Below are 25,681 nucleotides of genomic sequence, written 5' to 3' on the forward strand. Positions count from 1 at the left end.
TCGGCCGCGTGCGGCGCTCCCGTCAGCCCTGGCCGCCGTCGCGGCGGGAGAAGCGGTTGAAGATGCGCTCGCCCGCGTTGACGGCGCCCTCGGCCACGTCGCGCAGGACGCCGATGAACGGGTCCTGCGACTGCTGCCACGAGGCGCGGTAGGACTCTGCCGCAGCCTTCATCTCGTCGGTCACCCGGGCGTTGGCGTCGTCTTCCCTGCGCGGGTAGTCGCCGCCGATGATCCGGTCGTACTCGCCGCTGCGCTGCCACTTGTCCAGCTCCGCCACGCGCACCACCGCGAACGGGTGGGTGGTGCCGAGCAGGTTGAGCACCTTGAGGAAGCCGTCGCGAAGGTCGCCCGCGGTGTCGTATTCCTGGTACTGCGCGAGGAACGCCTCGATGTTCATCTCGTGGGTGTAGTCGCCGCCGGCGAGCTTCATCAGCGCGCGCTTGGCCGCCTCGGGGTTCTGTCCCGTGAGCAGGCCGCCGCGGTCGGAGGACAGCTCGGACTTGCGGTACCACTCCTCCAGGCCCGCGACGATCGCGCGCAGGCCGATGTAGCCGAGCGGGATCCAGGCGACGCGGGTGGCGAGGCGGGTGAGGATGTCGAGCATCGTCCGGTAGACCGCGTGCCCCGACAGGATGTGCGAGGTCTCGTGGCCGATGACGAAGCGCTGCTCCTCCTCGTTCATGAGGTTGAGCAGGCCGGTGGTCACGACGATGAACGGGTCGTCGAAGCCGATGGCCTTGGCCTGGACCTGCGGGTCCTGCTGGACGTAGATCTCGGGGATCCGGTGCAGGTCGAGGGTGTAGGCGGCGTCGCGGCCCATGTCGTAGAGCGAGCGGAACTGGGTCTCGCTCACGCGTACGGCCGACGCAAGATACATCAGGCGCAACCGGCGCTCGCTGACGAGGCCGGACATCTGCTTGAGAACTGTGTCGAACCCACTCAACTTACGCAGAGCGACCAGGGCGGACCGGTCTGCGGGGTGTTCGTAGGCTCGGGACGATATGCCGGGCAGTTGGACGCGGTTGCGGTCCGGGGTGGTCGTCATGCCCGGCATGCTACGTCCGCAACCGAAGCGATGCGCGGACATCACTCAGGGGGGTGCCATCATGTTGTCGTAGGACGTCCGCGTAAGGTCCGATTCATGATGAACGCGCCTGGTATCCAGGGGAAGCGGCGAGTGGGCGTGATGGGCGGGACGTTCGATCCCATCCATCATGGACACCTTGTCGCGGCCAGCGAAGCGGCCCACCATTTCCATCTCGACGAGGTCGTCTTCGTACCGACCGGACGGCCGTACCAGAAGTCCGAGCGTGAGGTCTCGGCGGCGGAGGACCGCTATCTGATGACGGTCATCGCGACGGCGTCGAACCCCCGCTTCTCCGTGAGCAGGGTGGACGTGGATCGCCCTGGCCCTACCTTCACTATCGACACATTGCGTGATGTATCGGACGTTTATGGTCCGCAGACCGACCTTTTCTTCATCACCGGCGCCGACGCCCTCGGCGCCATCCTCGGCTGGCAGGACGCCGGCGAGTTGTTCGAGCTGGCCCACTTCGTCGGCTGCACGCGCCCCGGCCACACGCTGCACGACCCCGGCCTGCCCGACGGCAAGGTGACGCTGCTGGAGATCCCCGCGCTGGCCATCTCGTCGTCGGAGTGCCGCCAGCGGGTCGCCAAGGGCGAACCGATCTGGTATCTGGTGCCTGACGGGATCGTGCAGTACATCAACAAGCGCGGGCTCTATCACGCCACCGGCTGAAGGTCGTCACGCTGTGGGTGAGGGGTTTCGGCCCGGAAGGGTACGCTCAACATAAGGCTTGCTGCCGACACAGGAGGACAGACCCGCATCGTGACCGCATCTGACAGATCCGTCCAGCTCGTGCGCATCGCCGCGGAGGCCGCGGCCGACAAGCTGGCCGATGACATCCTCGCATACGACGTGAGCGAACAGCTCGTCATCACCGACGCCTTCCTGCTCTGCTCCGCCACCAACGACCGTCAGGTACGCGCCATCGTCGACGAGATCGAAGAGCGGCTGCGCACCGAGGCCGACGCCAAGCCCGTGCGCCGAGAGGGCGAGCGCGAGGGCCGCTGGGTGCTGCTCGACTACATCGACATCGTCGTGCACGTCCAGCACGAGGAAGACCGTACGTTCTACGCGCTCGAGCGCCTCTGGAAGGACTGCCCGGCCATCACGCTGCCGGAGAGCGTCATGCAGGCCAATCTGCAGCGGGCCCGCAGTTGAGTAAAAGGATCGTGTGTCTGCGTCACGGGCAGACGTTGTGGAACGTCGAGCGGCGCTTCCAGGGCCACTCCGACATCCCTCTCGACGAGACCGGCATGGCGCAGGCGGCCAGGGCCGCGTCGCTGCTGGCATCGCTGCGTCCCACCCTGATCGTCTCCTCCGACCTCCAGCGGGCCAACGACACCGCGCTGGCGCTCGGGCGGGTCGTCGGGCTCGACGTGGCGGTCGACAAGGACTTCCGCGAGCGCGGCGGTGGTCAATGGGAAGGGCTGACGCGCGAGGAGATCGCCGCGCGCTGGCCCGACGAGTACGCCGCCTGGGAGGCGCCGGACGGAGAACCCGTCGGTGACGTGGCCGCCCGGGTGGCGGCCGCGATGCGCAAGTGGGCCGGCCGCCTCGACGACGACGGGCTGCTCGTCGTGGCCTCGCACGGGGCCGCGCTGCGGCTCGGGATCTGCGAGCTGCTCGGGCTGCCGGAGGAGCTGTGGCCGGCGCTCGGCGGGCTGGGCAACTGCTCCTGGTCCGTGCTGCAGGAAGGGCGCAAGGGCTGGCGGCTGCTGGAACACAACGCGGGCACCCTGCCGGAGCCGGTCAACAGTGACGACCGGCCGGAGGCCGTGGCCTGAGGTCCGTACGGCTCGGGGGCCGTACGGGAGCGTTCCGGTGTGCCCGCGCGATTAGGAGAATCGCGGCGGATGGCTATATGCTCTCCGAGCGCCGCAACGGGTGTGCTCGGAGCGGTGATCAGGGGCTATGGCGCAGTTGGTAGCGCGCCTCCATGGCATGGAGGAGGTCTGGGGTTCGAATCCCCATAGCTCCACCCGCGGGGTCGGCATGAGAACGGCGGTGTCCTTCAGGGGCGCCGCCGTTGTTCGTATGTGCGGCCGGGGCGCCGATCCGGCGACGGAGGTCGCGCGTGCACCCGGCTCGACCGAACCGTGACCGGGTTGTCGGGTGTTCGCCTGACACGCCCGCGTGCGGGCCGTCCGTAGGCTCGGACCCGGCCACGGTTCGAGCGCGGGGGCGGACGCATGCCTGGCCGCCGAAGGACGGCAGGCCCCCCTCGTGCTCCGTCGGACACGGCCTTTCGGCTGGTGTGGCCACCCGGTCAAGGTTCTGCCGCTCTGCTGTGAAGGGTCGCTGATGTCCACCCCATTCCCGCCGTCTCCGGGGCACGGCCCCTCAGGGCCGCCGTACGGGCCTGGCGCGCAGGGGATGCCGGGGCAACAGGGCGGTGGCTTCCCGCCGATGGGGCCCGGAGGGCAGGGTCCGCGGCCGGGCGGTCCCGGCGGGCCGGGTCAGAGCGGTCCTGGAGGGCCGTGGCCGGGCGGTCCTGGGCGGCCTCCTCGGCGCAACGGCGGTGGGAAGGGGCCGCTGATCGCCATCGTGGCCGTGCTCGCCGTCGTCCTGATCGGCGGGGCGGCCGGAGGGTGGCTGCTCATCCAGCAGTTCAGCGACGGACCAGGGCCGCCGCCCGACCCGTCCGGCAAGCGGCCCAGACTGGTGCGGACGCCCTCGGCGACCCCGGCCGCCGAGGCGGTGAAGCTGCGGCCGATCACCGGGTCCCAGCTCTGCGACGCCATCCCGGACGCCCTGCGCAAGAGCCTCGTCACCGACGGCAAGTACGGCGGGAGGGACGCGTCCACCGGGGCCGCCGCGGAGGACGACAAGCAGGCGAGCTGCGGGTGGCGAAACAACAAGATGGACGTCGGCGGCGGCGTCATCGGCCATCGCAGCCTGAACATCTCCGTCCAGGCCAGGAGCTCCGACACCCGGAACGCGATCGCGTACGCCAAGGACCGCTTCGAGCGGGACAGGAAGGCGCACGAAGGGCGCGTCAACGTACGGGACGGGCAGCGGATCGACGGGAAGACCTCCGGCTCGTCGTTCGGCGAGACCATCAAGCTGGACCACGGCGACGCCTCGTACAGCCAGAGCTCGATCGGGCACAGCGGCCTGTCCGCCGAGGTGTACGTCCGGCAGGGGCCGTGGCTGATCAAGGTCCGGTACGGCGGCAGCAACCGTTCCGGCCGGAAGTACCCGTCGGGCGACGAGGTGCGCGCCGCGGCCGGCAAGGTCGCCGAGCGCATCACCGCGGAGATGGCCAAGGACGCCTCGAAGGTCAAGGTCGGCGGGCCCTGCGGGATCCTCAGCGTCGCGGACGTGCAGTCGGCGTTCTTCCCCGCCGTCACGGGGCCGTCCGTGGGCGACAACGACGGGCGCATCAAGCAGACCACCTGCACCTGGGCCATCCAGGAGGCGGTGAAGCACGAGCCGGGCCAGGAGTACACCACCAGGGGCGGAAGCCTGCGCGTCCACGTCGTCGACTGGGGGAAGGACGGCAGCAGCGGGTCGGACTTCCAGTTCGATCGTGATGCCAGGAAGTACGACCGCTACCGCGCCAAGGGCGGCATCGGCAACAGCGTGAGCCACACCACGTACGGGCCCAGGGAGGAGCTCTCGGGGCTCGGGGAGAAGGCGTTCGCCGTGGTGTCCTCGACCACCACGCCGGGCGAGCAGGACGAAGAACCCCGGCAGGAGTTGCTGATCAAGGTTCTGTCCGGCGAGCGTACGGTCGAGTTCTCCTTCAGGGGCACGACGGCCGGCGGCGGCATCGTCGAGGCCGACGACTACGAGAAGCCGGTCTTCGAGCCCGCGGTCGCCAAGTCCGCCGTGACGCAAGTGGCGAAGGCGTTCCTCGCCGGACCGAAATGACCGGCGGCGCGGAGGGGTCCGGCGCCACGGGCGGGCGGCGGCCCGGGCGCCCGTTCGGGGGCGCCCGGGGCTGACCGCCGAGGTCACGAGCTCGCCGGGTGGACAGGGGGTTGCCCGCCCGGCGGGGGAGCGTGCTGGAGGGGCGCGGCCCCTCCAGCACGCATTCCTCACGCGGGCGCGGCGCCTGGAACCGGTGCGCGGTCCGGTCACCCGGGCGGGTGAGGGCTGGGACAAGCAGGGCGAATGGGCAACCGTCCATAGTTACCGCACGCGAAACTAATTTTCCACATTTACTGCGAGATGGAAAATTTCTTCCTACATCGCTTGACCTGGGCGGTTAACACTGGGAAAGCTGTGGCGGGACAGCAGCAGCGTGAAAGGACCCCCATGGTGACTGTCCGCGCGTTCGCGCCCGGCGACGAACGCTCCCTGGTGGACGCCTGGAACAGGAGCATGCCAGGAGATCCCACCACCTCCGGATGGTTGCGGGACTGCGTGCTGCTCGACCCGAACTTCGACCCCGAGGGCCTGCGGGTGGCCGTGGTGGACGGGCAGGTGGTGGGCTGCGCGTACGCCGTCCGCAGGCTGACGCCCCTTGCCCCCGGCACCGATCTGGAGCCGGAGACCGGCTGGATCCCGTTCTTCTTCGTCGCGCCGGAGCATCGCGGCGGCGGGCTGGGGCGGCGGCTGGTGGGGGAGGCGCTGGCGTTTCTGGAGGGCGCCGGCCGAACGCGGGTGGATTTTTCGTCCTATACGCCGAACTACGTGCTGCCGGGCGCCGACCCGGAGCTCTACCCCGCCGGCTTCCGGCTGCTGGAGTCGCTGGGCTTCCGTACGCTGTACTCGCCGGTCGCGATGGACCGCACGCTCGTCGGCTACGTGACGCCGGAGGACGTGCACGAGCTGCGCGCCAGGCGCGAGAGCGAGGGGTACGTCTTCCGCAACCCCGCCGTGGGCGAGCTGCCGGAGCTGATCCGTTTCGCGGCCGACGCCTTCAACCCCGACTGGGGCGAGGCGATCCGCCACCACCGCGACCCCGATCGCATCGTGATCGCGAAGAAGGACGGGATCGTGGGCTTCGCCCTCTACGCGGCCTACCGCGGCATCCCCGAGCGGTTCGGCCCCTTCGGCGTCGACCCGGGGCAGCGCGGCACCGGCCTCGGCAAGATCCTGCTCCATCTCACCATGACGATGATGCGGGCCGAAGGGCTCCACTCGTCGTGGTTCCTGTGGACCGGCGAGACCAGCCCCGCCGGCCACCTCTACACCAAGGCCGGTTACGAGATCACCAGGCGGTTCCACGTGATGAGGCGAGAAGCATGACGCACGTTCTGGCCATCGGCGCCCACGCGGGCGACCTCGACCTGACCGCGGGCGCCGTGCTCGCCCAGCACGTCCTGCGCGGCGACCGCGCGACGCTGCTGCACCTGACGCTCGGCGAGCGCGGCCATCCCCGCATGTCCGTGGCCGACTACGCCAAGCAGAAGCGCGAGGAGGCCGAGACGTTCGCCGAGCGGATCGGCGCCGGCGTGCGCTTCCTCGACTACGAGGACGGCCTGCTCCCCGAGGACGACGAGGTCAAGATGCGCGTCGGCGACCAGATCAGGGAGCTGCGGCCGGACGTCATCCTGACCCATTGGGGCGCGTCCATCCACAAGGATCACGCTCGCACCCACCGCATCGTCGAGGACGCCCGCTTCTACGGCGGGCTGAAGACCCTCGAACGCGAGCAGCCCGCCTACTGGGCGAGCGAGCTCTACTACGCCGACAACTGGGAGGACGCCGAGGGTTACGCCCCCGACGTGTTCGTCGAGCTCAGCGAGGAGGCGTACGAGATCTGGTCACAGGCCATCACCGGCTACGCCTACGCCAGGGGCGAGACCTACGGCTTCCCCTACGTCGACTACTACCGCGCGCTGACCGTCGTGCGCGGTGCACCAGCCGGATACGGCCGCGCGCAGGCGTTCGCCGCCCCGAAGGGCTCGCGCGTCCTCCGGACGAAGTATTTCGGAAAGGCAGCCCCCCAATGATCAGGCCCCCCGTGAAACGTCTGCTGGCGGTGCTCGCCGCCCTCACCCTCGCCGGCTGTTCCGGCGGCGGAGGCTCCGGCGGGAGCGGTGAAGGTGAGAACGCCCCGCCGCTGATCATCCACGCCGTGGACGCGGGCACGTTCCAGGAGGACTTCAACCCGTACCACCTCGAAGGCGTGAACTTCGGGACGAGCGGGATGATCCACGAGACCCTCATGTACTTCAACAAGCTCAAGCCCGGCGAGATCACGCCGTGGCTGGCGCTGAAGCACGAATGGTCCGACAAGGGCAAATCCCTCACCTTCACCCTTCGCCAGGGCGTGAAGTGGTCCGACGGGAAGCCGTTCACCGCCGACGACGTCGCCTTCACGTTCCAGATGCTCAAGGACAACCCGGAGCTCAACAGGAACGCGCTGGAGATCACCGGCGCCGAGGCGCTGGCGCCGGACAAGGTGCGGATCGACTTCGAGAACACCTCCTACGCCAAGCTGTTCAACATCGCCGGCAACTCGCCGATCGTGCCCAAGCACCTGTGGGAGAAGCAGAAGGACCCGGTCACCTTCACCAACTCCAAGCCGGTCGGCACCGGCCCCTACACGCTGTCGAAGTTCTCGGCCCAGCTGTACGAGATGGTCAAGAACCCGTCCTACTGGCAGCCGGGCAAGCCCGAGGTGCCGGTGCTGCGCTTCCCCGCCTACACCGCCAACGCCGTCCAGACGGCGCTCCAGCAGGGCGAGGTCGACTGGGCGGGCGCGTTCGTGCCGGACATCCAGAAGATCTACGTGCAGGGCAAGCCGGAGCAGAACAAGTTCTTCTTCCCGCCCGAGGGCGTGGTGACGCTGCTGCCCAACCTGACCCATCCGATCCTGTCCAAGCCGGAGGTGCGCCAGGCCATCAGCCTCGCCATCGACCGTGACAAGATCGTCCGGGTGGCCGAGCGCGGCTACACCAAGGTCGCGCATCCGACCGGCGTGCCGATGCCGGGCGGGGAGGCGTACGTGCCGCCCGAGTACAAGGACGCCGCGTTCAAGGTGGACCTGGCCAAGGCCAAGGAACTGCTGAAGGGCGTCGATCCGGCCAAGCTGAAGTTCACGCTGCTGGTGCCCTCACCGTTCACCGACTGGGTCAACGCCGCCCAGCTCATCCGGGAGGACCTCGCCAAGATCGGCATCACCGTCGACACCAGGGGCGTGGCGTTCCAGGACTGGGTGTCCAAGGTCGGCAAGGGCAACTACGAGCTGTCGATCAGGGCCACCGCGTCCGGGCCGACCCCCTACTACCAGATGCGCTCGATGCTCTTCGGCGGCCTGGCCGAGCCCGTCGGCGAGTCGGCGACCGGCAACTACCAGCGCTGGAAGGACTCCGAGACCGACCGCCTGATCGAGGACTACGCCGCCACCGAGGACGAGGCCGAGCAGCAGAAGGCCACGCAGGGGCTCGGCAAGATCATGGTGGAGAAGCTGCCCACGCTGCCGCTGTTCTACAGCCCGTCGTGGGCGCAGTACCGCACGAACAAGTACGTCGGCTGGCCGTCCGAGCAGGACCCGTACGCGATGCCGTCGCCCTACACCTCGCCCGACGCCGCCGTGGTGCTGCTGCATCTGAAGCCGGCCGCCAAGTGAGGTTCCTGGCTCGGCGGCTCGGCTTCTACCTCCTGACGGCCTGGGCCGCCATCACGCTCAACTTCCTGATCCCCCGGCTCATGCCGGGGGATCCGGTGGAACTGCTCGTGGCCAGGATGAAGGGCAACGTCGAACCGGAGGCCATCGACGCGATGCGCCGCGCGTTCGGCATCAGCGACGCGAACCTCTGGCAGCAGTACCTCGACTACCTGGGCAACCTCGCGCGCGGCGAGCTGGGCCGCTCGATCACCTTCTTCCCCACCGAGGTGTCCACGGTCATCGCCGACAGCCTGCCGTGGACGGTCGGGCTCGTCGGCGTGGCCACCCTGATCAGCTACCTCATCGGCACCTCGCTGGGCGTGCTCATGGCGTGGAAGCGCGGCACCTGGCTCGACGGGGTGCTGCCCGCGGCCACGTTCATGCACGCGGTCCCGTACTTCTGGGTGGCGCTGGCGCTCGTGTTCGTCTTCGGCGTGACCCTGCAGTGGTTCCCCGTGTCGAGGGCGTACGGGCTGGACGTGATGCCCGGCATGACCGGCGAGTTCGCGGCGAGCGTGCTCTACCACGCGGCGCTGCCCGCCGTCACGATCGTGATCGCGTCGATGGCCGACCGCATCCTCGGCATGCGCAACGTCATGGTGACGACGCTGGGCGAGGACTACGTGGTCATGGCCGAGGCGAAGGGGCTGACCTCGCGGCGGGTCATGTGGGCGTACGCGGCCCGCAACGCGATCCTGCCCAACATCACCAGCTTCGCCCTCTCGCTCGGCTTCGTGGTGGGCGGCTCGGTGCTGACGGAGATCGTCTTCTCCTATCCGGGGATCGGGTCGATGCTCCTCAAGGGCGTGGAGAACGAGGACTTCCCGCTCATGCAGGGCATCTTCCTCGTCATCTCCCTGGCCGTGCTCGTCGCCAACTTCCTGGCCGACCTGGCGTACGTCGTGCTCGACCCGCGAACCAGGCAGGAGTCCGAATGAAGATCAAGATCGGCTTCGGCATCCTCGTCTTCTTCGCGCTGATGGCCCTGGTCGGGCCGCTGCTCATCGGCGCCGACCCCGCGGCCACCAGCGAGGACGGGCTCCAGGGCCCGTCGGCGGAGCACTGGCTCGGCACCACGCAGACCGGCCAGGACATCCTCACCCAGATCGTGTACGGGGCCCGCATCTCGATGGGCGTCGGCGTGCTGTCGGCCGTCATCGCCAACCTGCTCGCGATCCTGGTCGGCCTCGTCGGCGGCTATTTCGGCGGCGCGGTGGACGAGGTGCTGTCCGTGCTCACCAACATCTTCCTGGTGCTGCCCGCTCTCCCGCTGATCATCGTGCTGGCCGGCTACCTGCCGCAGCGCGGCGTCGGCTCCGTGGCGGTGGTGATCGCGGTCACCGGCTGGGCGTGGGGCGCCCGCGTCCTGCGCGCCCAGACCCTCTCGGTGCGGCGGCGCGACTTCGTCCAGGCCGCCAGGGCCAGCGGCGAGGGGCCGCTGCGGATCATCTTCTTCGAGATCATGCCCGTGCTGCTGCCCGTCATCGCCACCAGCTTCCTGGCCACCGTGGTCGCCGCGATCCTGGCCGAGGCCGGTCTGTCGTTCCTGGGCCTGGCCGACCTGTCCACGGTCAGCTGGGGCAGCATGCTCTACTTCGCCCAGAACGGGCAGGCGCTGCTCATCGGGGCATGGTGGTGGTTCATCCCGCCGGGATTGTGCATCGCGCTCATCGGCACCGGCCTCGCGCTGGTGAACTTCGGCATCGACGAGATCGCGAACCCCCGCCTGCGCACGGTCAAGGTCAAGGTCCGGAAGGCCCGTACATGAACGTCCTGGAGATCCGCGACCTCGGCGTCGACTACCTGTCGCAGACCGGCGCCGTGCACGCCGTCGCCGACGTCTCGCTCGACCTGCGGCGGGGCGAGATCCTCGGCCTCGCGGGGGAGAGCGGCAGCGGCAAGTCCACGCTGGCCAACGCCGTCGCCCGGCTGCTGCGCCCGCCCGCCGCGATCACCTCCGGCTCGGTGGTCTACCACCGCCAGGACGGCACCGCCGTGGACGTGCTCGCCCTCAAGCGGGACGAGTTGCGCGCCTTCCGCTGGAAGGAACTGGCCGTCGTCTTCCAGAGCGCCATGAACTCGCTCAACCCGGTCAGCACCGTCGGCGCCCAGATCGACGACGTCCTGCGCATCCACGCCCCCAAGATGCCCCGCAACGACCGGACGGAGCGGGCCGTCGAACTGCTGCAGCGCGTCGGCATCAGCGCCGACCGGCGGCGGTCGTACCCGCACGAACTGTCGGGCGGCATGCGGCAGCGCGCCGCCATCGCGATCGCGCTCGCCCTCAACCCCGAGGTCATCATCATGGACGAGCCGACGACGGCGCTCGACGTGGTGGTGCAGCGCGACATCCTCCACGAGATCAGGGCACTCAGGGAGGAGTACGGCTTCGCGGTCGTGTTCATCACGCACGACCTGTCGCTGCTCATGGAGATCTCCGACAGGATCGCCATCATGTACGCGGGCCGCGTCGTCGAGACCGGCACCGCCGGGGCGCTGCACAGGGCGCCGCGGCACCCGTACACGCTGGGCCTGCTCCGCTCGTTCCCCCGCCTGCACGGGCCCCGCGAGGAGCTGCTCGGCATCCCCGGCACCCCACCCGACCTGCGTTCGCTGCCGCCCGGCTGCGCCTTCCACCCGCGCTGCGGGAGGGCCATGGAGGAGTGCTCCACGCGGCTGCCCCTGCTGACCGGTGGTTCGGGCGGGGCGGACGGCGAGGTGGCGTGCCTGCTGAACGGCGGCCGCGGTGTGGAGGAAGCATCATGATCGTTCTTGAGGGCCGTAACCTCACCAAGCACTTCACCTCGGCCCGCGGGCCGAGGGAACGGTTCGGGAGGCGGCCGCCCGTGCGTGCCGTGGAGGACGTGTCGATCGCCCTGCGCGCCGGCTCCGTGTCGGCGCTCGTGGGGGAGAGCGGTTGCGGCAAGAGCACGGTGGCCCGGCTGCTCGCGCAGGTCTATCCGGCCACGTCGGGCGAGCTGCTGCTGCGCGGCGAGCCGGTGCGCGCGCATCGCGGGGCGGCGTTCCGCGACTACCGGCGCCAGGTGCAGCTCATCTTCCAGGACCCGTTCTCCTCGCTGAACCCCTTCCACCGGGTGCGCTACCACCTGGCCAGGCCGCTGCGCATCCACGGGCACGCCCGCTCGGACGAGCAGGAGCGCAAGATGGTCGCCGAACTGCTCGAACGCGTCAGCCTCACGCCGGTGGAGCAGTTCATGGACAAGCTGCCCCACGAGCTGTCCGGCGGGCAGCGGCAGCGGGTGGCCATCGCACGGGCGCTGGCCGTCCAGCCCGTCGCGCTGATCGCCGACGAGCCCGTGTCGATGCTGGACGTGTCGATCAGGCTCGGCGTGCTGCGGCTGCTGGAGGAACTGGCCAAGGAGAGCGGGCTGGCGCTGCTGTACATCACGCACGACATCGCCAGCGCGCGCTACTTCGCCGAGGACATCACCGTGATGTACGCGGGCCGGCTCATCGAGAGCGGGCCCAGCGAGGCGGTCACCCAGTCGCCCCGGCACCCGTACACGCGGCTGCTGCTGGAGTCGGCGCCCGACCCCGACCGGGTGACCCCGCCCGACGCGACCCGGCACGGCGAGCCGCCCAGCCTCATCGCCCCGCCCGGCGGGTGCCGTTTCCATCCGCGCTGCCCGGTGGCGCTGCCCGTGTGCTCGAGCGAGGCGCCGGGACGTACGGAACTGGGGGAGGGCCGCTGGACGCACTGCTGGCAGGCGGAGACGCCGGAGCCCGTGGCGCGGTGATGTCCCGTTGTGGTCGTTGCTGTCCGTGGCGACGTAGCGCAACCACGGCCACCTCGTCCCCGATCCACTTCGCGGCCTCCTGGACGGTGGCCGGGTCGGTGACGTCCAGGACGACCGCGTACGCGTCGCCGCCCTCCGCCCGCACCGCCGCCGCGCTCTCCTCACCGCGCCGCGCGTCCCTCGCGCCGATCAGAACCGTCATGCCCAGCGCGGCGAGCTGGTCGGCGGTCGCCCGGCCGATTCCCTTGTTCGCCCCGGTGATCAAAGCCAGTTTCTGGTTGTCGTTCATGGCCGAGCTCCTGTCTGGCGTGAGTCGGTCCGTCCCGGGACGGGACAGCCCGGTCGTTCTGTGACACGGAAAACGGGACGGCCGGTTTGAGCCGGTCTCTCCCCGGGATCCGGACGGAGCCACGAGGTCTTTCCCGGAGCTCTCTCCTTCCATGTCACGGAACGACCCGGCTGTCTCGTCCCGGGTGAAAGACACACACGTCGGGACGGATGAGGATTCATGCGGGTATTCGTGGCGGGCGGGACCGGGGTGCTCGGGCGGCGGCTGGTGCCGCAACTGGTCGCGCGTGGCCATCAGGTGACGGCGACGACGACGAACGCGGACAAGCTGGGCCTGCTGGAGGGACTGGGCGCCGACGGGGTCGTGATGGACGGCCTGGACGCGGTAGCAGTGGGGGAGGCGGTGGCACGGGCCAGGCCGGACACGATGGTGCACCAGATGACCGCCATCTCCGGCAAACCTGATATCAAGCACTTCGACCGCTGGTTCGCCACCACCAACCGGCTACGCGTCGAAGGGACGGACCACCTGCTGACCGCCGCGGAAGCGGCCGGCGTGAGCCATTTCGTCGCCCAGAGCTACGGCGCCTGGAACGGCATCCGTACAGGCGGATGGGTGAAGGTGGAAGAGGACCCGCTGGACCCGACGAGCACAGGTCAGGGGGCGCACGCGATTCGCCACCTCGAGGAGGCGGTCGTCAGTGCGGGCGGCGCGGTCCTGCGCTACGGCGCGTTCTACGGGCCGGGGGCCACCGACGACCAGGTCGAACTGGTGCGCAAGCGGCAGTACCCGGTCATCGGCGACGGCGGCGGCCACAGCTCGTGGGTGCATCTCGACGACGCCGCGACCGCCACCGTCCTGGCCGTGGAGCACCAGGCCAGAGGCGTGTTCAACATCGTTGACGACGAGCCCGCCCCGGCCGGCGAGTGGCTGCCCCATCTGGCGGCGTGCGCGGGCGCGAAGCCGCCGATGCGGATCCCCGCATGGCTGGCCCGGCCGCTGGCAGGGAAGACGGCGGTCACCATGATGACCGAGGGACGCGGCTTCTCCAACGCCAAGGCCAAACGGGAGCTCGGCTGGCGGCTGCGCCACCCCTCCTGGCGGCAGGGTTTCAAGGAGGAGCTGACGTGAACCGGGCCGAGGAGTTCGAGGAGCTGCGGCCGCTGCTGTTCTCGATCGCCTACCGGATTCTCGGGAGCGTGAGCGAGGCAGAGGACGCGGTCCAGGAGACCTGGCTGCGTTACGAGGCCTCACCGGCACAGCCCAGGTCGACCAAGGCGTTCCTGGCGGCCACGGTGTCCCGGATCTCGATCGACGTGCTGCGCTCGGCGCGCGTGCGGCGGGAGGAGTACTCCGGCGCGTGGTTCCCCGAGCCGCTGCTGACCGACCCGTATGCGGACCCGGCGCGGTCGGCGGAGCTGGCCGACTCCTTGTCGATGGCCGCCCTGCTGCTGCTGGAGCGGCTCAGCCCGCTGGAGCGCGCGGTTTTCGTGCTGCGCGAGGTGTTCGGGTTCGGCTTCGGTGAGGTCGCCTCCGCGGTGGGGCGTTCGGAGGCGGCGTGCCGCCAGCTCGCCGTCCGGGCGCGCCGCCACATGGACGACGGGCGCGCCCGGTTCGAGGCGGATCGCCGCAAGCGTGACGAACTCGCCGGGCGTTTCTTCCACGCCTTCAGAGAAGGAGACGTGGAAGGGCTGCGCGTGCTGCTCGCCGGCGACGTACGGATGGTCGGCGACAGCGGCGGCAAGGCGCCGCTGTGGGGAGACGGCGTCTTCGGCGCCGGGAACGTGGCCCGGATGCTGGGCGGCATCGCTACGCCGTTCGCACGGATCGGCGGCGTCGTGGAGCCGCACGAGATGAACGGCCAGCCGGGCGCGATCTTCCGCGACCGGGACGGCAAGATCGTCAACACCTTGGCGCTCGACATCCTCGACGGGCAGGTCCAGACGATCCGCGCCGTGCTCAACCCCGAAAAGCTGCGGCACCTGGGCCCGGTGGCGGACGCCTGGGAGGTCGTGCGCGAGGTGAACCAGGCGCGCGGGCCCGGATGGAGCAGCCCTGCCTGACACCGACCCGGGCCGACCTGGGAGACGACCCGGTCATGGACCTCACGCGCGCGTGACGGCGGTCTCCGGCTGGAGGGCCCGCGGCCCGGCGTCGGCGTCGCTCCGCACCCACAACACCGCCGCCACGGCCACCGCCGCGATCAGCAGCACCAGCCCGCCGGCCACGATCACCCACCACCAGCCGGACCTGGGCGGCCTGGCTTCGTAGACGGGAACGTCGGGCAGCATGTCAGGGGTGTAGGGCAGGCGCTGCGTGTACGGCGACTCCGGCGGGCCCTGCGAGGGCGGGCCGGGCGGCGGGACCGGGTGCGGGAAGCGATGCCTGATCGTCCGGTTGGGATCAGGTTCCTGCCCGTCTGGCTGCTCTCGCGTCATGATCCCCCCACGCGCTTGTGAGTAAGGCCCACATTGTCACACTTCCGGGGGATATTCCGTCTACATGACACGACGGAAGCCGTGCGACAGAGCGGCCGGCGGCCGCTAACCCTGGCCGCCGCCGTAGGGCGGCTGCTGCCAGCCCTGCTGCGGGGGCTGCTGGGGGTAAGGCTGCTGCGGATGGGGCTGCTGGTGCTGGATCGGCTGCTGCTGCCAGCCCTGCGCCTGGCCGGGCTGCGGGTGGTGCGGCTGCTGCGGGTCGCGCCGGGCGATCACGCCCGCGATCAGCAGGCCCGTGCCGGTCGCGTTGAAGAGCATGCCGAGGGCGCCGATGAGCATGGCGGCGCCGCCCGCGCCCAGGGCGTCGTACAACGAGGTGGCGATGAACCCGAGGACGACGTTGACCAGCACCCCCACGAGCAGCACGGCGCAGCCCGCCATGCCCAGCGTCGCGCCGCGCCCATGGGCGCGGCGGTTCATGGCGGTCACGATGACGCCGCCCACCAGCACGACGACCATGACGAGGGGGAAGATGATCGTGATCACGTTGAGCATCAGGCCTTCTCCGGGGGTTGCGGGGTCTCAACGACGGTAGTGGATCGGCGGGCTTCGTCCACCGCCTTGCCGATGGAGCCGAGATCCAGGGCGCCCTGATAGCGCACGCCGTTGAGGAAGAGGGTGGGGGTGCCGCGCACGCCGCTGTCGCGGCCCGAACTCTCGTCGATGGCGATCCTGGCGGTGTGGCGGGAGACGTCCGTCCAGGGCTCGACGTCGATCTGGGCGGCGTAGTGCTCGAGGTCCGCGTCCGTGAGGAACCGCTGGTTGTCGAAGAGGATGTCGTGCATCTCCCAGAACCGTCCGGCGTCGTCCGCGGACTCGGCCACGACCGCCGCGGAGGCGGCCCGCGGATGCAGCGTGCGCAGCGGGAAGTGCCGGAACACCACGCGAACGTCCGGGTTCTTCCTGAGCAGCTCGTCCAGCACCGGGTGGAGCCGCCCGCAGTAGGGGCACTCGAAGTCGCCGTACTCCACGATCGTCACCCTGGCCTTCGCCGGCCCGCGCACGTGGTCGCCGGGCCCCACCGGCACCGAGAGCAGCTCGGGCAGCTCCTCCTCGGGCTCCGCGTCGGGCGGCGCGCACACCCCGCCGCGGTCCCACGCCAGCTTGAAGATCAACCATCCCAGCACCGCGGACAGCAGGGACCCCGCCAGAATCCCGATCTTCGCCTGCGACTGGATGCCCGGCTGGTCGTCGAAGGCCAGGTCCACGATGAACAGGGAGACGGTGAAACCGATCCCGGAGACCGCCGCGCCGCCGAACAACTGCCCCCAGACCAGGTTGCCCGGCAGGCTGCCCCACCCGAACCGCAGCGGCACCCACGTGCCCAGCGAGATGCCGACGAACTTGCCCAGCAGCAGCCCCAGCGCCACACCGATCGACACGGGCGAGGTGACGGCGGCCCGCAGGGCCTCGCCGTCCAGCACCACCCCGGCGTTGGCCAGCGCGAACACCGGCACGATCACGTACGAGCTCCACGGCTGCAACCGCAGCCGCAGCCGCTCGTTGACGGAGACGGCCCGCTGCACCCGCACCGTGGCCTCCCTGGCGGCCTGCGCGCTCGGCGAGCTGGTGAACGAGTGCACGGCCTCGCCGGCGAGCAGCAGCTTCTGGTCGGTCGGCGCGTAGACGAAGACCAGGACGCCGAGCGCGATGCCGACCAGCGTGGGATGGATCCCGCTCTCCAGCGTGGCCACCCAGAGCCCGAAGCCCAGCACGATGTACGCGGGAGCCCGCCAGATCTTCAGCTTGCGCAGGGTCAGGATGGCGGCGAGCAGCCCGAACGCGGTGAGGAGCGCGGGAACGGACAGGCTGTCCGTGTAGAACAGCGCGATGACCAGGATCGCCAGCACGTCGTCCACGATGGCCAGCGTCATCAGGAACGCCCGGAGCGGATCGGGGCAGCGGGCCCCCACGACGGCGAGCACGCCCAGCACGAACGCGGTGTCGGTGGCGATCGGCACGCCCCAGCCGACGGCTCCTGGCCCGCCGAAGTTCAGCAGGAGGTAGATCCCGGCCGGGACGAGGATCCCGCCCAGCGCCGCCACGGCCGGCACGGCGAGCAGCCGGCGGTCGCGCAGCTGCCCGAGCCGCACTTCGTACGACACCTCTAGGCCGATGAGGAAGAAGAAGACCGCCATCAGGCCGTCGTTGACCCAGTGCCGCAGGTCGAGGGAGAACAGCGCGTCATCGAAGGAGATGCCTGTCGGTATGTGCCAGAAGGCCTCGTACGTGTCGCCCCACGGCGAGTTCGCCCACAGCAGGGCGAGCACGGTGGCGGCGAGCAGCACGGTCGTGCTGCCCGCTTCCGTCCTCAGAAACGCCCGCAACATGACAGTTCACCTCCAGGTGTCCGATCCTAAAGGTGCCTGGAAAACCGCCTTCGAGCTGCCCGGCCGGGACCCTGCCGGCGGGCCGTTCGGCGGGCCATCCGACTGGGCCGTCCGACTGGGCCGTCCGACTGGGCCGCGGGGCGCACGCGGCCGCGGTCACCGGAAGAACAGGACCACCGCCGCGTCCCGCGCCAGCAGGAACCCGACGATCGCCAGCCCCCAGCTCAGGGCCGAGGCCGCATGCCTGGCCAGCCACGCGCGCAGCCGCTCCAGCTTCGGCTCCAGCCACGCACCCGCGACGCCGCGCAGGCCCATGAGCGCCAGCGGTGGCGCGATCATCACCCCCACGTACGCCGCCAGCAGCGGCACCCACTGCCCGGCCGCCAGCCCGGAGGTCGTCATGACGCCGATCGCGGCCAGGTACGGCACCATCGTGGCCACCTCGAGCACTCCGGCCGTCAGCCCCAGCAACACCATCGTGCGCGGCCCGCCCACCCGCGGCTCGAACCGGCGCTCCGGCTTGCCGAGCCTCGCGCGCCGCTTCGGGTCGAACCTGAAGCTGAGCGCGAACAAGCCGGCGCCCAGCGCGAGCTGCACCCAGGAGGCGGGGCCGCTGCGCAGCACGTCGCCGAAGGCGTCCATCGCCGTGGACAACCCCAGCATGAGCGCGACCCCCACCAGGAAATAGAAGCCCGCCACGGTGGCCAGATAGATCAGCAGCCGCGACACCCGCGACCTGCCCGAGGCCAGCAGCAGGTAGACGGGGATGCCGAGGGTGCCGAAGCTGGTGCTGTCGACGACCGCGAGGGCGGCGAGGGTGAGCAGCAGGCCGATCGTCATACCGTCGATCCTCGCGGGCGCGGCCGGGCGCCGCCTCCTCCGGCGGAGCGAAGCCGGCGTACATCCTTCTGCTCACCCGCCCGCCCGGCGGTACTGTGGGCCGTCGCTACCGCCCGGCACCGGCGAAGGAGATCCGATGAAGAGCCGACGGTGGGGCCGGTCGAGCGGCACCCGCGACACGCTGCTTCGCGCCGCCCGCGAGGTCTTCCTGGCCAAGGGGTACGCCGAGGCGACCGTCGCCGACATCGTCGAGGCGTCCGGCATCAGCGTCGGCAGCCTCTACCACCACTTCGGCGGCAAGCCCGGCCTGTTCCTGGCGTTGTGGGAGCAGTTCGTGCGCGGGCAGGAGGAGCGCGCCTCCAAGGCGGCCAGGGCCGCGGACGGCGCCGCCGAACGGTTCCTCGCCGGCGCCCGCGCCTACCTGGAAGGCTCGTGGGAGCACCGCGAGGTGGCCAGGTTGTTCCTGGAGAACGACGGCCCCGCCGAGTTCGTCACGCTGCGCCGGCAGCGCGGCCGCGACTGGATCGGCGGCAACAAACGCCTGCTCGGCCTGGCGGACACGCGCGAGAGCCACGTACTCGTCGTGCTGCTCACGACCATGATGGGCGAAGCGGGCCGCGAGGTGGCCGCGTGCGAGAGCGGCGAGGACGCCAGGTTGACGATCGACGAGGCGATCCGCCTGGTGAGACGGCTGCTCCCTACCTCCGGCGGCGTATCCGAGCCGTCTCCTTAGGGACGACGACACGGCGTGCGACCGGTGCGAGCGTGGACCGCATGGACGCTCTCCGCAGGGCGCTGGGCTGGCTGTCCGCCTGCTACGCGCTGGTCTTCCTGTCGTTCGCGCTGCCGCACTGGGGTGTCGTGCCCGGCCTGATGGGCGAGCCCGTGATCATCCCGGCCGCGGTCGTCGAGACGCTGTGCGTGGCCGCCGTGCTCGCCGGCGCTCGCGGCGCGCTGGCCGGGCGCTCCTGGGCCTGGAACGGGCTGATCTACAGTCACGCGGCGGCGCTGGGCGGGGTGGTGCTGGGCATCCTGGCCACGGCGCTCGGCGGGGCCGGCTCGGCGCTGCTCACGTGGTATCACGGCTCGATGGCGGCCGTGCTCGCCGCGGGCCTCGCCGGAGCCTTCTACTTCTCCAGCGTGCGCAGGTAGGCGGCGGCCTCGTCGAGCCGGTCCTCGCCGAACACGCGGATGCCGTCGAGCTCGAGCAACGCCGTCGTGACGCCCTGACCCGGCGTGCGGCGCCCTTCGAAGGTGCCGTCGTAGACGGACAGCCCGCCGCACGAGGGGCTGCCTTCCTTGAGCACCGCCATCCGGATCCGGGACGAGCGCGCCAGCGCGAGCGCCGACCGCGCGCCTGACAGGAACGCGGCCGTCACGTCGGAGCCGTCGGCCGCCAGCACGCGCGCCGCGCCCGAGAGCACGGCCGCGCCGCCCGCGCCGCACTCGATCTCGGCGGCCGGGCGCGGGACCGGCAGCCCGCCCTCGACCTCTGGGCAGAACGGCACCAGCCGTCCCTCCGCCCGCCACGTGGCGAGCAAGGCGTCGGAGCTGGTCTTCGCGCCGCCGTCGTAGCGCACCCTGCGCCCCATCAGGCAGGCGCTGACGAGGATTCTTTCCACGACTTCGATCCTATGAGCGCGATCGGCACCAGCGAGACGGCGGCCAGCGCGATGGTCACCCAGAACGCGTGCGCGAACGGCTGGGCCGCGCCGCCCCTGGTGGACGACTGCAGCACCACGGTGAGCACCGCGACGCCGAACGGCGCGGCGAGGCGTACCGCGATCGTGCTGAGCGTGGTCGCGGCCGGGATGGCGGCCTGCTCCAGCGTCCTGAACGCGGCGGCCATCACCGACGTGGACACCAGCCCGTGCCCGAGCCCCAGCCAGAACATCGCCACCGGGCCCGCGTCGAGCAGGACGAACGCCATGATGCCCGTCACCGCCACGACGACGCCCGCGGCGCCCGCTCCACGAGGACCCCGGCTGTCGGTGAGCTTGCCCGCCAGCGGCATCGTGAGCGCCGCGCCGACGCCCATCGGAGCCAGCAGCAGGCCCGCCTGCAGGGCGCTGCCGCCCTCGGCGAGCTGGCTGTGGAGGGGTACGAGCACGGTGAAGCCGAACAGGGCCGCCGAGTAGCACACCAGCGCGCACACCGCCGCTGCGAACGATCGGTCGGCGAGCAGCCGCAGGTCCAGCAGCGCCCCTGAGGCCCGCAGCGAGCGCAGCACGAACGCGGCGACCAGCGCCACGCCGATCCAGAGCGCGGGGTGCGCGGGCGACGAGCCGTTGCCCACCTCGGACAGCCCGTGGACCAGTGCGGCCAGGCCCGGCGAGAGCAGTGCGAGGCCCACCACGTCGAGGCTGCGCGGGCTCGCGCCCGGCTCGCGGGGCAGCAGCACGTACGCGGCCACCAGCGCGACCGCGCAGACCGGCACGTTGATCAGGAACAGCCAGCGCCAGCCGAGACCCTCCACGATCACTCCGCCGAGCGGCGGCCCCAGCACGGGCGCGAGCATCGCCGGGACCGAGATCATGGCCATCGCGCGGCCCATCCGCTCCCGCCCGGCCGCCTGGGCCAGCAGCGTCTGGCCCACCGGCAGGAGCAGGCCACCGCCCAGTCCCTGCACCGCGCGGAAGGCGACCAGGCTGCCGACCGACCAGGCGGCGGCGCTGAGCGCGGATCCCGTCACGAACAGCACGAGCGAGAGCAGCCAGACGTTCCTGCCGCCGAACCTGCCGACCGCCCAGCCGGTGACGGGGACCGTCATCGACAACGCCAGCAGGTAGCCGGTGACCGCCCACTGCATGGTGGCGAGCGTCGTGTGGAAGTCGCGGGCCAGGGCGCCGAGCGCGACGTTGACGATCGTGGTGTCGAGCATCGTCATGATGACGCCCATGAGCACGACCAGGCCGGTGGCGCGGAGGGGGTTTCGTACGGCGTATCGCATGTCGTACAGCGTATCAATTCCGTACGGTGTCTAGAATCAGGCTTGTGAGTTCCGTCTGGTCCCGCCCCGAGCCGCCCCGCCGTCCCGCGCTGAGCAGGGAGGCGATCGTGACCGCCGCCGTCGCGATCGCCGACGCGGAAGGGCTGGCCGCGGTCTCCATCCGGCGCGTCGCCGCCGAGCTCGGCGCGCGCGCCATGACGCTCTACTCGTACATCGAGCGCAAGGAGGACCTGCTCGCGCTCATGCACGACGCGATCGCCGCCGAGGTCCTCGTCGACGAGCCGCTGCCGGACGACTGGCGGGAGGCGCTGCTGCTGCTCGCCCGGCGCGAGCGCGAGATGGTGTTGCGCCATCCGTGGCGGGTCGAGCTGATCTCGCAGCGGATCGAGGTCGGGCCCAACGGGCTGCGTCACGTGGAGCAGAAGTTGTCCGTGTTCGACGGGCTCGGGATCGACCGGCTGACGGCCTGGCGGATCCTGGCCGCGTTCGCCGACTACATGACCGGGTTCGTGATCAGGGAGGCGACCGACCGCCGCGCGCCCAGGCGGCAGGGCATCAACGACGCCGAGCGGGCCGCCGCCGCCGAGCCGTACATCAGGGAGCTGATCGACGGCGGCGAGTTCCCCCGGCTGGCGCCGATGATCGAGGAGGGCGTGCGGGGCGCCGACGACAACTTCGAGCGCGGGCTCTCCTGGGTGCTGGACGGAATCGAGGCCGGCCTGCACGGGCGATAGCCTTACCTGCGATGAACACCGTCGTCTCCACGATCGTCATCGCCGGCTCCCTGCTGCTCATGCTCGTGAGCCTGGTCGTCGCGATCCGCAACCGGCCGATGGGCATGGTGCTGCTGTCCGGGTTCGCCCTGCTCGAGGTGGCCCTGCTCGTCCAGGCCGGCCTCGTGATCGCGGCGGTGGCCGGCGGAGCGGGGCCCGGCGACAAGGTGACGCTGTTCGGCTACATCGGCGGCGGGGTGCTGATCCCGCCCGCCGGGGTGTTCCTGGCGCTGGCCGAGCGGAGCAGGTGGGGGCCGGCCATCCTGGTCGTGGCCGGGTTCGCGATCGCGGTGATGAACGGGCGGCTGCTGCAGATCTGGCAGGGCGTGGCGTGAGCGCCACCGTCGGCTCCGGGCCCGGGCGCGCCCTGATCGCCGTCTACGGGCTGTTCTCGCTGGCCGCGGGCGCGCGGGCGGCCGTGCAGATCGCCGGCCGGTTCTCCGAGGCGCCGCTGGCCTACTCGCTGTCGGCCTTCGCGGCGCTCGTCTACATCGTGCTCACCGTGGCGCTCGCGCGGGGAGCGCGCGGCCTGGCGCTGGCCGCGCTCGGCATCGAGCTGGCCGGCGTGCTGATCATCGGCACCGCCAGCCTGGTGGATCCGTCGGCGTTCCCCGACGAGACGGTCTGGTCGGCGTACGGCCGGGGTTACCTGTTCATCCCGCTCGTGTTGCCGCTGGTGGGCTTCTACTGGCTGCTGCGCCGTCGGTGACGGCGGCCCCCGCGGCGTTATCGCCGTGCCCGCCGGGGCAGTGGCTGATCCCATGAGCAGTATCGAACACTCCGTAGACGTACAGGCCCCCATCTCGGCGGCCTACAACCAGTGGACGCAGTTCGAGAGCTTCCCCGAGTTCATGGAGGGCGTGGAGTCGGTCAAGCAGATCGGCGACACGCGCACGGCGTGGGTGGTGGAGATCGCCGGGGTGAGGCGCGAGTTCGAGGCCGAGATCACCGAGCAGCACCCCGACGAGCGCGTCGCCTGGCGCTCGGTCGACAAGCCGCACCAGGCGGGCGTGGTGACCTTCCACCGCGTCGACGACGCGAGGACCAAGGTCACGCTCCAGATGGAGTACGACCCCGAGGGCTTCGTCGAGACCGCCGGCGACTGGCTGCAGATCGTCCGCATGCGCGTCACGAACGACCTCAACCGCTTCAAGGAGTTCATCGAGTCGCGAGGCCGCGAGACGGGCGGCTGGCGCGGCGACGTGCCGGGGCCGCACCAGCGCGGCTCGACGTACGGCGGGGAGCAGTCCGTGCCGCCCGGCACTGTCGGCGGCGGCGGGGCGCCTCCCGGGGGCACGCTCCCGCCTCCCGGGCCGGTGCCGCCGCACGGCCAGCCCCCCGAAGGGCCGCCGCGTCCCCTTCTCTGACCGGAGCATCGTCCACCGGCATCGCCCCCGGGCCCCGCGAGGCTCGGGGGCTTGTCATGGGTCAGGAATAAAGCGGCCTTTAGCTCCTGTTAGGCTGATGATTCATCCCATGATTTGATGAATGGAGGATCTCCGGCGTATGAGCGTGCTCGCCCAGGAGTCCAGAGGCCGTACCAGCTCTCTCGCGTGGCTCCTCGTGCTGGGGATCGTGCTCGCCGCGCTCAACCTGCGCACCGCCGTCACCAGCGTGGGGCCGCTGCTCAACCAGCTCGCCGGCGCGCTCGGCATGACGAGCGTCGGCACCGGCGTGCTCACGACGCTGCCCGTGCTGGCCTTCGCCAGCGTCGGCGCGATCACCCCCACGCTCGCCAGGCGCGTGGGCGAGCACCGGTTGCTGCTGCTCGCCCTCGTCACGCTCGGCGTGGGCATGCTCATCAGGTCAATGGTGGGCTCCGCCGAGATATTCCTGCTGAGCAGCGCGGTCGCGCTGTCCGGCGGAGCCGTCGGCAACGTGCTCATCCCGACGCTGATCAAGAGGCACTTCCCGGCCCGCACCGGGATCATGACCACCGTCTACACCACGGCGCTGGCCGCCGGCACCATGCTCGCCGCCGCCGCGACCGTGCCGATCGAACGCGCGTCAGGCGACTGGCACATCGCGCTCGGCGTGTGGGCGGCCCTGGCCGCCGTGGCCGCCGTTCCATGGCTCGCGCTGCTGCGCAGCGAACCGGAGCGGGACGCGGGCGCCGGGGACGCGGGCATCCGCCGGATGGTCAGGAGCCGGCTGGCGTGGACGGTGGCGATCTATTTCGGCACCCAGGCGATGATCGCGTACATCATGTTCGGCTGGCTTCCCACCATCCTCGTCGACGGCGGCTACACCACGTCGCAGGCCGGGGTGATCCTGGGGGTGTTCACCGCGCTGAACATCCCGGTCTCCATCGCCACGCCCATGGTCGCCTCCCGCTTCCGCGACCAGCGACCCGTCGTGGTGGGGCTCGTGGCGTTCTACGCGGCGGGGTTCCTCGGGTTGTGGTTCGGGCCCGCGTCCATGGCGCCGGCCTGGATCGTGCTGGTGGCCGTGGGCATGGGCTCGTTCCCGCTGGCGCTGATGATGCTGGCGCTGCGCACCCGCACGCCGGAGGCCACGGCCGGGTTGTCGGCCTTCGGGCAGAGCGCCGGCTACCTCATCTCGGGTGCGGGACCGCTGCTGGTCGGCGTGCTGCGCGAGGCCACCGGCGGGTGGGCGCTGCCGTACACGATGATCTTCCTGGTTCTCGTGGCGCAGCTCTGCACCGGCCTGTACGCGGGCCGCGACCGCTACCTGGAGGACGAGCGGCCGCCCGCCACGGCTGGGAAGATCGGCGGATGAGATCCACTGTCGTCACCTTCCCGTCCGGCCGGGTCGGCGGCCGTTCGACGATCGAGGGGGCCGTGCCGGTGGGGGACCGGCACGGCCTGGTCGTCGCCGAGACGCCCTTCCACCCCCTCGACCACACCTGGCCCGACCAGCCCGCCGACCGGGGCACGCTCGCGGGCCTGCCGGTTCTCGACTGCGTGACAGGGGCCCAGTCGAGCACCGGCGAGGTGTTCGCCGGCGAGGACATTCCGGTGCGGCGCGGCGCCGAGGGGTGGGAGTGGCTGGTCCTGCACCTCACCGAGTCGCCGTTGCCCGTGGGGGCAGAGGTGGAGCTGGAGGTGGACGCCGGCTTCCGTGCTGGGCTCTCGGCCGGCCACACCGCCTGCCACCTGGCCGCGCTCGCCCTCAACGCGGCGCTGGCCGACCGCTGGCGCAAGGAGCCGGCGCTCGACGGGCTCGGGCGGCCCGACTTCGACCAGGCGGCGATCGCCTCGTCGCGGATCGTGCCCCGCGGCAGCGTGGACGTCTACCGCCTGGGCAAGTCGTTGCGGAAGAAGGGTTTCTCCGCGGAAGGGCTGGACCTGGCGCAGCTCACCCGGCGCGTGAACGAGCAGCTCGCCGCCTGGGTGGAGGCCGGGGCGCCGGTCGCCGTCGACGTGCCGGGGCCGGAGCTGACGGCCCGGCGCACGTGGCGGTGCTCGCTGCCGGAGGGCGAGGCGTCCATCCCGTGCGGCGGCACGCACGTGAGCACCACGGCGGAGCTGGGGCGGGTCGAGGTCGCGTTCACGCTGGAAGAGGCGGCCCTGACCATGCGCACCACCTGCGCCTAGCCAGGCCCGCACCGATGCGTCGTCAGCATATGCTG

Annotated in this window: 28 protein-coding genes, 1 tRNA gene and 1 pseudogene; 22 read left to right on the plus strand and 8 right to left on the minus strand. The window is 71.0% G+C overall.

Features of this window, described 5'->3' with window-relative positions:
• Nucleotides 1–22: 22 nt before the first annotated feature.
• A complete protein-coding gene (locus ABGB14_RS46240) occupies nucleotides 23–1,045 on the minus strand; it encodes a M48 family metallopeptidase (RefSeq protein ID WP_347650250.1) in 1,023 nt (340 codons plus the stop codon).
• Between the two features lie 96 nt (nucleotides 1,046–1,141).
• Here ABGB14_RS46240 and nadD point away from each other — a divergent pair, with 96 nt between their 5' ends.
• The 12 genes from nadD (at nucleotide 1,142) to ABGB14_RS46300 (ending at nucleotide 12,409) form a co-directional block, all read left to right on the plus strand.
• Nucleotides 1,142–1,759, plus strand: a complete 618-nt coding sequence (gene nadD / locus ABGB14_RS46245) for a nicotinate-nucleotide adenylyltransferase (RefSeq protein WP_347650251.1) — start codon at nucleotides 1,142–1,144, stop codon at nucleotides 1,757–1,759.
• A 90-nt stretch (nucleotides 1,760–1,849) separates the two neighbouring features.
• Nucleotides 1,850–2,245, plus strand: coding sequence for a ribosome silencing factor (rsfS, locus tag ABGB14_RS46250; RefSeq protein ID WP_347650252.1), 396 nt, complete (start codon nucleotides 1,850–1,852; stop codon nucleotides 2,243–2,245).
• A complete protein-coding gene (locus tag ABGB14_RS46255; RefSeq protein WP_347650253.1) occupies nucleotides 2,242–2,871 on the plus strand; it encodes a histidine phosphatase family protein in 630 nt (209 codons plus the stop codon). The genes rsfS and ABGB14_RS46255 overlap by 4 nt, the downstream gene beginning before the upstream one ends.
• A gap of 121 nt (nucleotides 2,872–2,992) precedes the next feature.
• A tRNA-Ala gene (locus tag ABGB14_RS46260) sits at nucleotides 2,993–3,065 on the plus strand.
• A gap of 566 nt (nucleotides 3,066–3,631) precedes the next feature.
• Nucleotides 3,632–4,960: a hypothetical protein gene (locus ABGB14_RS46265; protein ID WP_347650254.1), complete on the plus strand. Its 1,329-nt coding sequence runs from the start codon at nucleotides 3,632–3,634 to the stop codon at nucleotides 4,958–4,960.
• Between the two features lie 387 nt (nucleotides 4,961–5,347).
• Entirely contained in the window at nucleotides 5,348–6,283 is a 936-nt protein-coding gene (locus tag ABGB14_RS46270; protein WP_347650255.1) for a GNAT family N-acetyltransferase, read from the plus strand.
• Nucleotides 6,280–6,990, plus strand: coding sequence for a PIG-L family deacetylase (locus tag ABGB14_RS46275; protein ID WP_347650256.1), 711 nt, complete (start codon nucleotides 6,280–6,282; stop codon nucleotides 6,988–6,990). The genes ABGB14_RS46270 and ABGB14_RS46275 overlap by 4 nt, the downstream gene beginning before the upstream one ends.
• Nucleotides 6,991–7,001: 11 nt before the next feature.
• On the plus strand, nucleotides 7,002–8,612 hold the full coding sequence (locus ABGB14_RS46280) for an ABC transporter substrate-binding protein (RefSeq protein ID WP_347650257.1): 1,611 nt from the start codon (nucleotides 7,002–7,004) through the stop codon (nucleotides 8,610–8,612).
• Nucleotides 8,609–9,589 carry an ABC transporter permease gene (locus ABGB14_RS46285; RefSeq protein WP_347650258.1) on the plus strand — a complete coding sequence of 327 codons (981 nt, stop codon included), beginning with the start codon at nucleotides 8,609–8,611 and terminating at the stop codon, nucleotides 9,587–9,589. Before ABGB14_RS46280 ends, ABGB14_RS46285 begins: the two co-directional genes overlap by 4 nt.
• On the plus strand, nucleotides 9,586–10,419 hold the full coding sequence (locus tag ABGB14_RS46290; RefSeq protein WP_132606084.1) for an ABC transporter permease: 834 nt from the start codon (nucleotides 9,586–9,588) through the stop codon (nucleotides 10,417–10,419). The genes ABGB14_RS46285 and ABGB14_RS46290 overlap by 4 nt, the downstream gene beginning before the upstream one ends.
• Nucleotides 10,416–11,417 (plus strand): ABC transporter ATP-binding protein, encoded by a 1,002-nt coding sequence (locus ABGB14_RS46295; RefSeq protein WP_347650259.1) that lies wholly within the window; start codon nucleotides 10,416–10,418, stop codon nucleotides 11,415–11,417. Before ABGB14_RS46290 ends, ABGB14_RS46295 begins: the two co-directional genes overlap by 4 nt.
• Nucleotides 11,414–12,409, plus strand: a complete 996-nt coding sequence (locus tag ABGB14_RS46300) for an ABC transporter ATP-binding protein (protein ID WP_347650260.1) — start codon at nucleotides 11,414–11,416, stop codon at nucleotides 12,407–12,409. Before ABGB14_RS46295 ends, ABGB14_RS46300 begins: the two co-directional genes overlap by 4 nt.
• Before the next feature lie 109 nt (nucleotides 12,410–12,518).
• Here ABGB14_RS46300 and ABGB14_RS46305 read toward each other — a convergent pair.
• Nucleotides 12,519–12,992, minus strand: a pseudogene (locus ABGB14_RS46305) (SDR family NAD(P)-dependent oxidoreductase); the annotation flags it as partial.
• Here ABGB14_RS46305 and ABGB14_RS46310 point away from each other — a divergent pair.
• Nucleotides 12,918–13,829 (plus strand): NAD(P)-dependent oxidoreductase, encoded by a 912-nt coding sequence (locus ABGB14_RS46310; protein ID WP_347650261.1) that lies wholly within the window; start codon nucleotides 12,918–12,920, stop codon nucleotides 13,827–13,829. The pseudogene ABGB14_RS46305 and the gene ABGB14_RS46310 overlap by 75 nt on opposite strands.
• Entirely contained in the window at nucleotides 13,826–14,761 is a 936-nt protein-coding gene (locus ABGB14_RS46315) for an RNA polymerase sigma-70 factor (RefSeq protein WP_347650262.1), read from the plus strand. The genes ABGB14_RS46310 and ABGB14_RS46315 overlap by 4 nt, the downstream gene beginning before the upstream one ends.
• Before the next feature lie 42 nt (nucleotides 14,762–14,803).
• On the opposite strand, the gene ABGB14_RS46320 is transcribed toward ABGB14_RS46315, so the two are convergent.
• The 4 genes from ABGB14_RS46320 to ABGB14_RS46335 form a co-directional block, all read right to left on the minus strand.
• On the minus strand, nucleotides 14,804–15,136 hold the full coding sequence (locus ABGB14_RS46320) for a hypothetical protein (protein ID WP_347650263.1): 333 nt from the start codon (nucleotides 15,134–15,136) through the stop codon (nucleotides 14,804–14,806).
• A gap of 105 nt (nucleotides 15,137–15,241) precedes the next feature.
• Entirely contained in the window at nucleotides 15,242–15,691 is a 450-nt protein-coding gene (locus ABGB14_RS46325) for a hypothetical protein (RefSeq protein WP_347650264.1), read from the minus strand.
• Complete coding sequence (nhaA, locus tag ABGB14_RS46330; RefSeq protein WP_347650265.1) at nucleotides 15,691–17,526, minus strand: Na+/H+ antiporter NhaA; 1,836 nt, start codon at nucleotides 17,524–17,526, stop codon at nucleotides 15,691–15,693. The genes ABGB14_RS46325 and nhaA overlap by 1 nt, the downstream gene beginning before the upstream one ends.
• 156 nt (nucleotides 17,527–17,682) lie before the next feature.
• Nucleotides 17,683–18,366 (minus strand): GAP family protein, encoded by a 684-nt coding sequence (locus ABGB14_RS46335; protein ID WP_347650266.1) that lies wholly within the window; start codon nucleotides 18,364–18,366, stop codon nucleotides 17,683–17,685.
• A gap of 136 nt (nucleotides 18,367–18,502) precedes the next feature.
• Between ABGB14_RS46335 and ABGB14_RS46340 the strand changes: the two genes are divergently transcribed.
• Nucleotides 18,503–19,099: a helix-turn-helix domain-containing protein gene (locus tag ABGB14_RS46340; RefSeq protein WP_347650267.1), complete on the plus strand. Its 597-nt coding sequence runs from the start codon at nucleotides 18,503–18,505 to the stop codon at nucleotides 19,097–19,099.
• Between the two features lie 41 nt (nucleotides 19,100–19,140).
• The gene (locus ABGB14_RS46345; protein WP_347650268.1) at nucleotides 19,141–19,518 is read left to right on the plus strand and encodes a hypothetical protein; all 378 of its coding nucleotides are present in this window, start codon (nucleotides 19,141–19,143) and stop codon (nucleotides 19,516–19,518) included.
• On the opposite strand, the gene ABGB14_RS46350 is transcribed toward ABGB14_RS46345, so the two are convergent.
• A complete protein-coding gene (locus ABGB14_RS46350) occupies nucleotides 19,494–19,988 on the minus strand; it encodes a DUF523 domain-containing protein (RefSeq protein ID WP_347650269.1) in 495 nt (164 codons plus the stop codon). The two genes, ABGB14_RS46345 and ABGB14_RS46350, sit on opposite strands and share 25 nt — an antisense overlap.
• Nucleotides 19,958–21,316, minus strand: a complete 1,359-nt coding sequence (locus ABGB14_RS46355) for a DHA2 family efflux MFS transporter permease subunit (protein WP_347650270.1) — start codon at nucleotides 21,314–21,316, stop codon at nucleotides 19,958–19,960. The genes ABGB14_RS46350 and ABGB14_RS46355 overlap by 31 nt, the downstream gene beginning before the upstream one ends.
• Nucleotides 21,317–21,360: 44 nt before the next feature.
• On the opposite strand from ABGB14_RS46355, the gene ABGB14_RS46360 reads away from it, so the two are divergent.
• From ABGB14_RS46360 to ABGB14_RS46385, 6 genes are all read left to right on the plus strand, one after another.
• On the plus strand, nucleotides 21,361–22,050 hold the full coding sequence (locus tag ABGB14_RS46360) for a TetR/AcrR family transcriptional regulator C-terminal domain-containing protein (protein ID WP_347650271.1): 690 nt from the start codon (nucleotides 21,361–21,363) through the stop codon (nucleotides 22,048–22,050).
• Nucleotides 22,051–22,061: 11 nt separating this feature from the next.
• A complete protein-coding gene (locus tag ABGB14_RS46365; protein WP_347650272.1) occupies nucleotides 22,062–22,424 on the plus strand; it encodes a hypothetical protein in 363 nt (120 codons plus the stop codon).
• Nucleotides 22,421–22,798: a hypothetical protein gene (locus ABGB14_RS46370; protein ID WP_347650273.1), complete on the plus strand. Its 378-nt coding sequence runs from the start codon at nucleotides 22,421–22,423 to the stop codon at nucleotides 22,796–22,798. Before ABGB14_RS46365 ends, ABGB14_RS46370 begins: the two co-directional genes overlap by 4 nt.
• Before the next feature lie 52 nt (nucleotides 22,799–22,850).
• Complete coding sequence (locus tag ABGB14_RS46375) at nucleotides 22,851–23,456, plus strand: SRPBCC family protein (protein WP_347650274.1); 606 nt, start codon at nucleotides 22,851–22,853, stop codon at nucleotides 23,454–23,456.
• A 121-nt stretch (nucleotides 23,457–23,577) separates the two neighbouring features.
• A complete protein-coding gene (locus tag ABGB14_RS46380) occupies nucleotides 23,578–24,828 on the plus strand; it encodes an MFS transporter (protein WP_347650275.1) in 1,251 nt (416 codons plus the stop codon).
• Complete coding sequence (locus tag ABGB14_RS46385) at nucleotides 24,825–25,646, plus strand: metal-dependent hydrolase (RefSeq protein WP_347650276.1); 822 nt, start codon at nucleotides 24,825–24,827, stop codon at nucleotides 25,644–25,646. Before ABGB14_RS46380 ends, ABGB14_RS46385 begins: the two co-directional genes overlap by 4 nt.
• Nucleotides 25,647–25,681: the final 35 nt, after the last annotated feature.

This window comes from Nonomuraea sp. B10E15 (assembly GCF_039871615.1).
GTDB lineage: Bacteria > Actinomycetota > Actinomycetes > Streptosporangiales > Streptosporangiaceae > Nonomuraea.

Excerpts from the sequence above, each read along its gene's own strand:
- ABGB14_RS46310 (WP_347650261.1), top strand. The coding sequence starts at position 12,918 with ATGCGGGTATTCGTGGCGGGCGGGACCGGGGTGCTCGGGCGGCGGCTG.
- ABGB14_RS46335 (WP_347650266.1), bottom strand. The coding sequence starts at position 18,366 with ATGACGATCGGCCTGCTGCTCACCCTCGCCGCCCTCGCGGTCGTCGAC.
- ABGB14_RS46270 (WP_347650255.1), top strand. The coding sequence starts at position 5,348 with ATGGTGACTGTCCGCGCGTTCGCGCCCGGCGACGAACGCTCCCTGGTG.
- ABGB14_RS46320 (WP_347650263.1), bottom strand. The coding sequence starts at position 15,136 with ATGACGCGAGAGCAGCCAGACGGGCAGGAACCTGATCCCAACCGGACG.
- ABGB14_RS46385 (WP_347650276.1), top strand. The coding sequence starts at position 24,825 with ATGAGATCCACTGTCGTCACCTTCCCGTCCGGCCGGGTCGGCGGCCGT.
- ABGB14_RS46340 (WP_347650267.1), top strand. The coding sequence starts at position 18,503 with ATGAAGAGCCGACGGTGGGGCCGGTCGAGCGGCACCCGCGACACGCTG.
- nadD (WP_347650251.1), top strand. The coding sequence starts at position 1,142 with ATGATGAACGCGCCTGGTATCCAGGGGAAGCGGCGAGTGGGCGTGATG.
- ABGB14_RS46365 (WP_347650272.1), top strand. The coding sequence starts at position 22,062 with ATGAACACCGTCGTCTCCACGATCGTCATCGCCGGCTCCCTGCTGCTC.
- ABGB14_RS46345 (WP_347650268.1), top strand. The coding sequence starts at position 19,141 with ATGGACGCTCTCCGCAGGGCGCTGGGCTGGCTGTCCGCCTGCTACGCG.
- ABGB14_RS46290 (WP_132606084.1), top strand. The coding sequence starts at position 9,586 with ATGAAGATCAAGATCGGCTTCGGCATCCTCGTCTTCTTCGCGCTGATG.
- ABGB14_RS46375 (WP_347650274.1), top strand. The coding sequence starts at position 22,851 with ATGAGCAGTATCGAACACTCCGTAGACGTACAGGCCCCCATCTCGGCG.
- ABGB14_RS46295 (WP_347650259.1), top strand. The coding sequence starts at position 10,416 with ATGAACGTCCTGGAGATCCGCGACCTCGGCGTCGACTACCTGTCGCAG.
- ABGB14_RS46300 (WP_347650260.1), top strand. The coding sequence starts at position 11,414 with ATGATCGTTCTTGAGGGCCGTAACCTCACCAAGCACTTCACCTCGGCC.
- nhaA (WP_347650265.1), bottom strand. The coding sequence starts at position 17,526 with ATGTTGCGGGCGTTTCTGAGGACGGAAGCGGGCAGCACGACCGTGCTG.
- ABGB14_RS46275 (WP_347650256.1), top strand. The coding sequence starts at position 6,280 with ATGACGCACGTTCTGGCCATCGGCGCCCACGCGGGCGACCTCGACCTG.
- ABGB14_RS46355 (WP_347650270.1), bottom strand. The coding sequence starts at position 21,316 with ATGCGATACGCCGTACGAAACCCCCTCCGCGCCACCGGCCTGGTCGTG.
- ABGB14_RS46325 (WP_347650264.1), bottom strand. The coding sequence starts at position 15,691 with ATGCTCAACGTGATCACGATCATCTTCCCCCTCGTCATGGTCGTCGTG.
- ABGB14_RS46240 (WP_347650250.1), bottom strand. The coding sequence starts at position 1,045 with ATGACGACCACCCCGGACCGCAACCGCGTCCAACTGCCCGGCATATCG.
- ABGB14_RS46380 (WP_347650275.1), top strand. The coding sequence starts at position 23,578 with ATGGAGGATCTCCGGCGTATGAGCGTGCTCGCCCAGGAGTCCAGAGGC.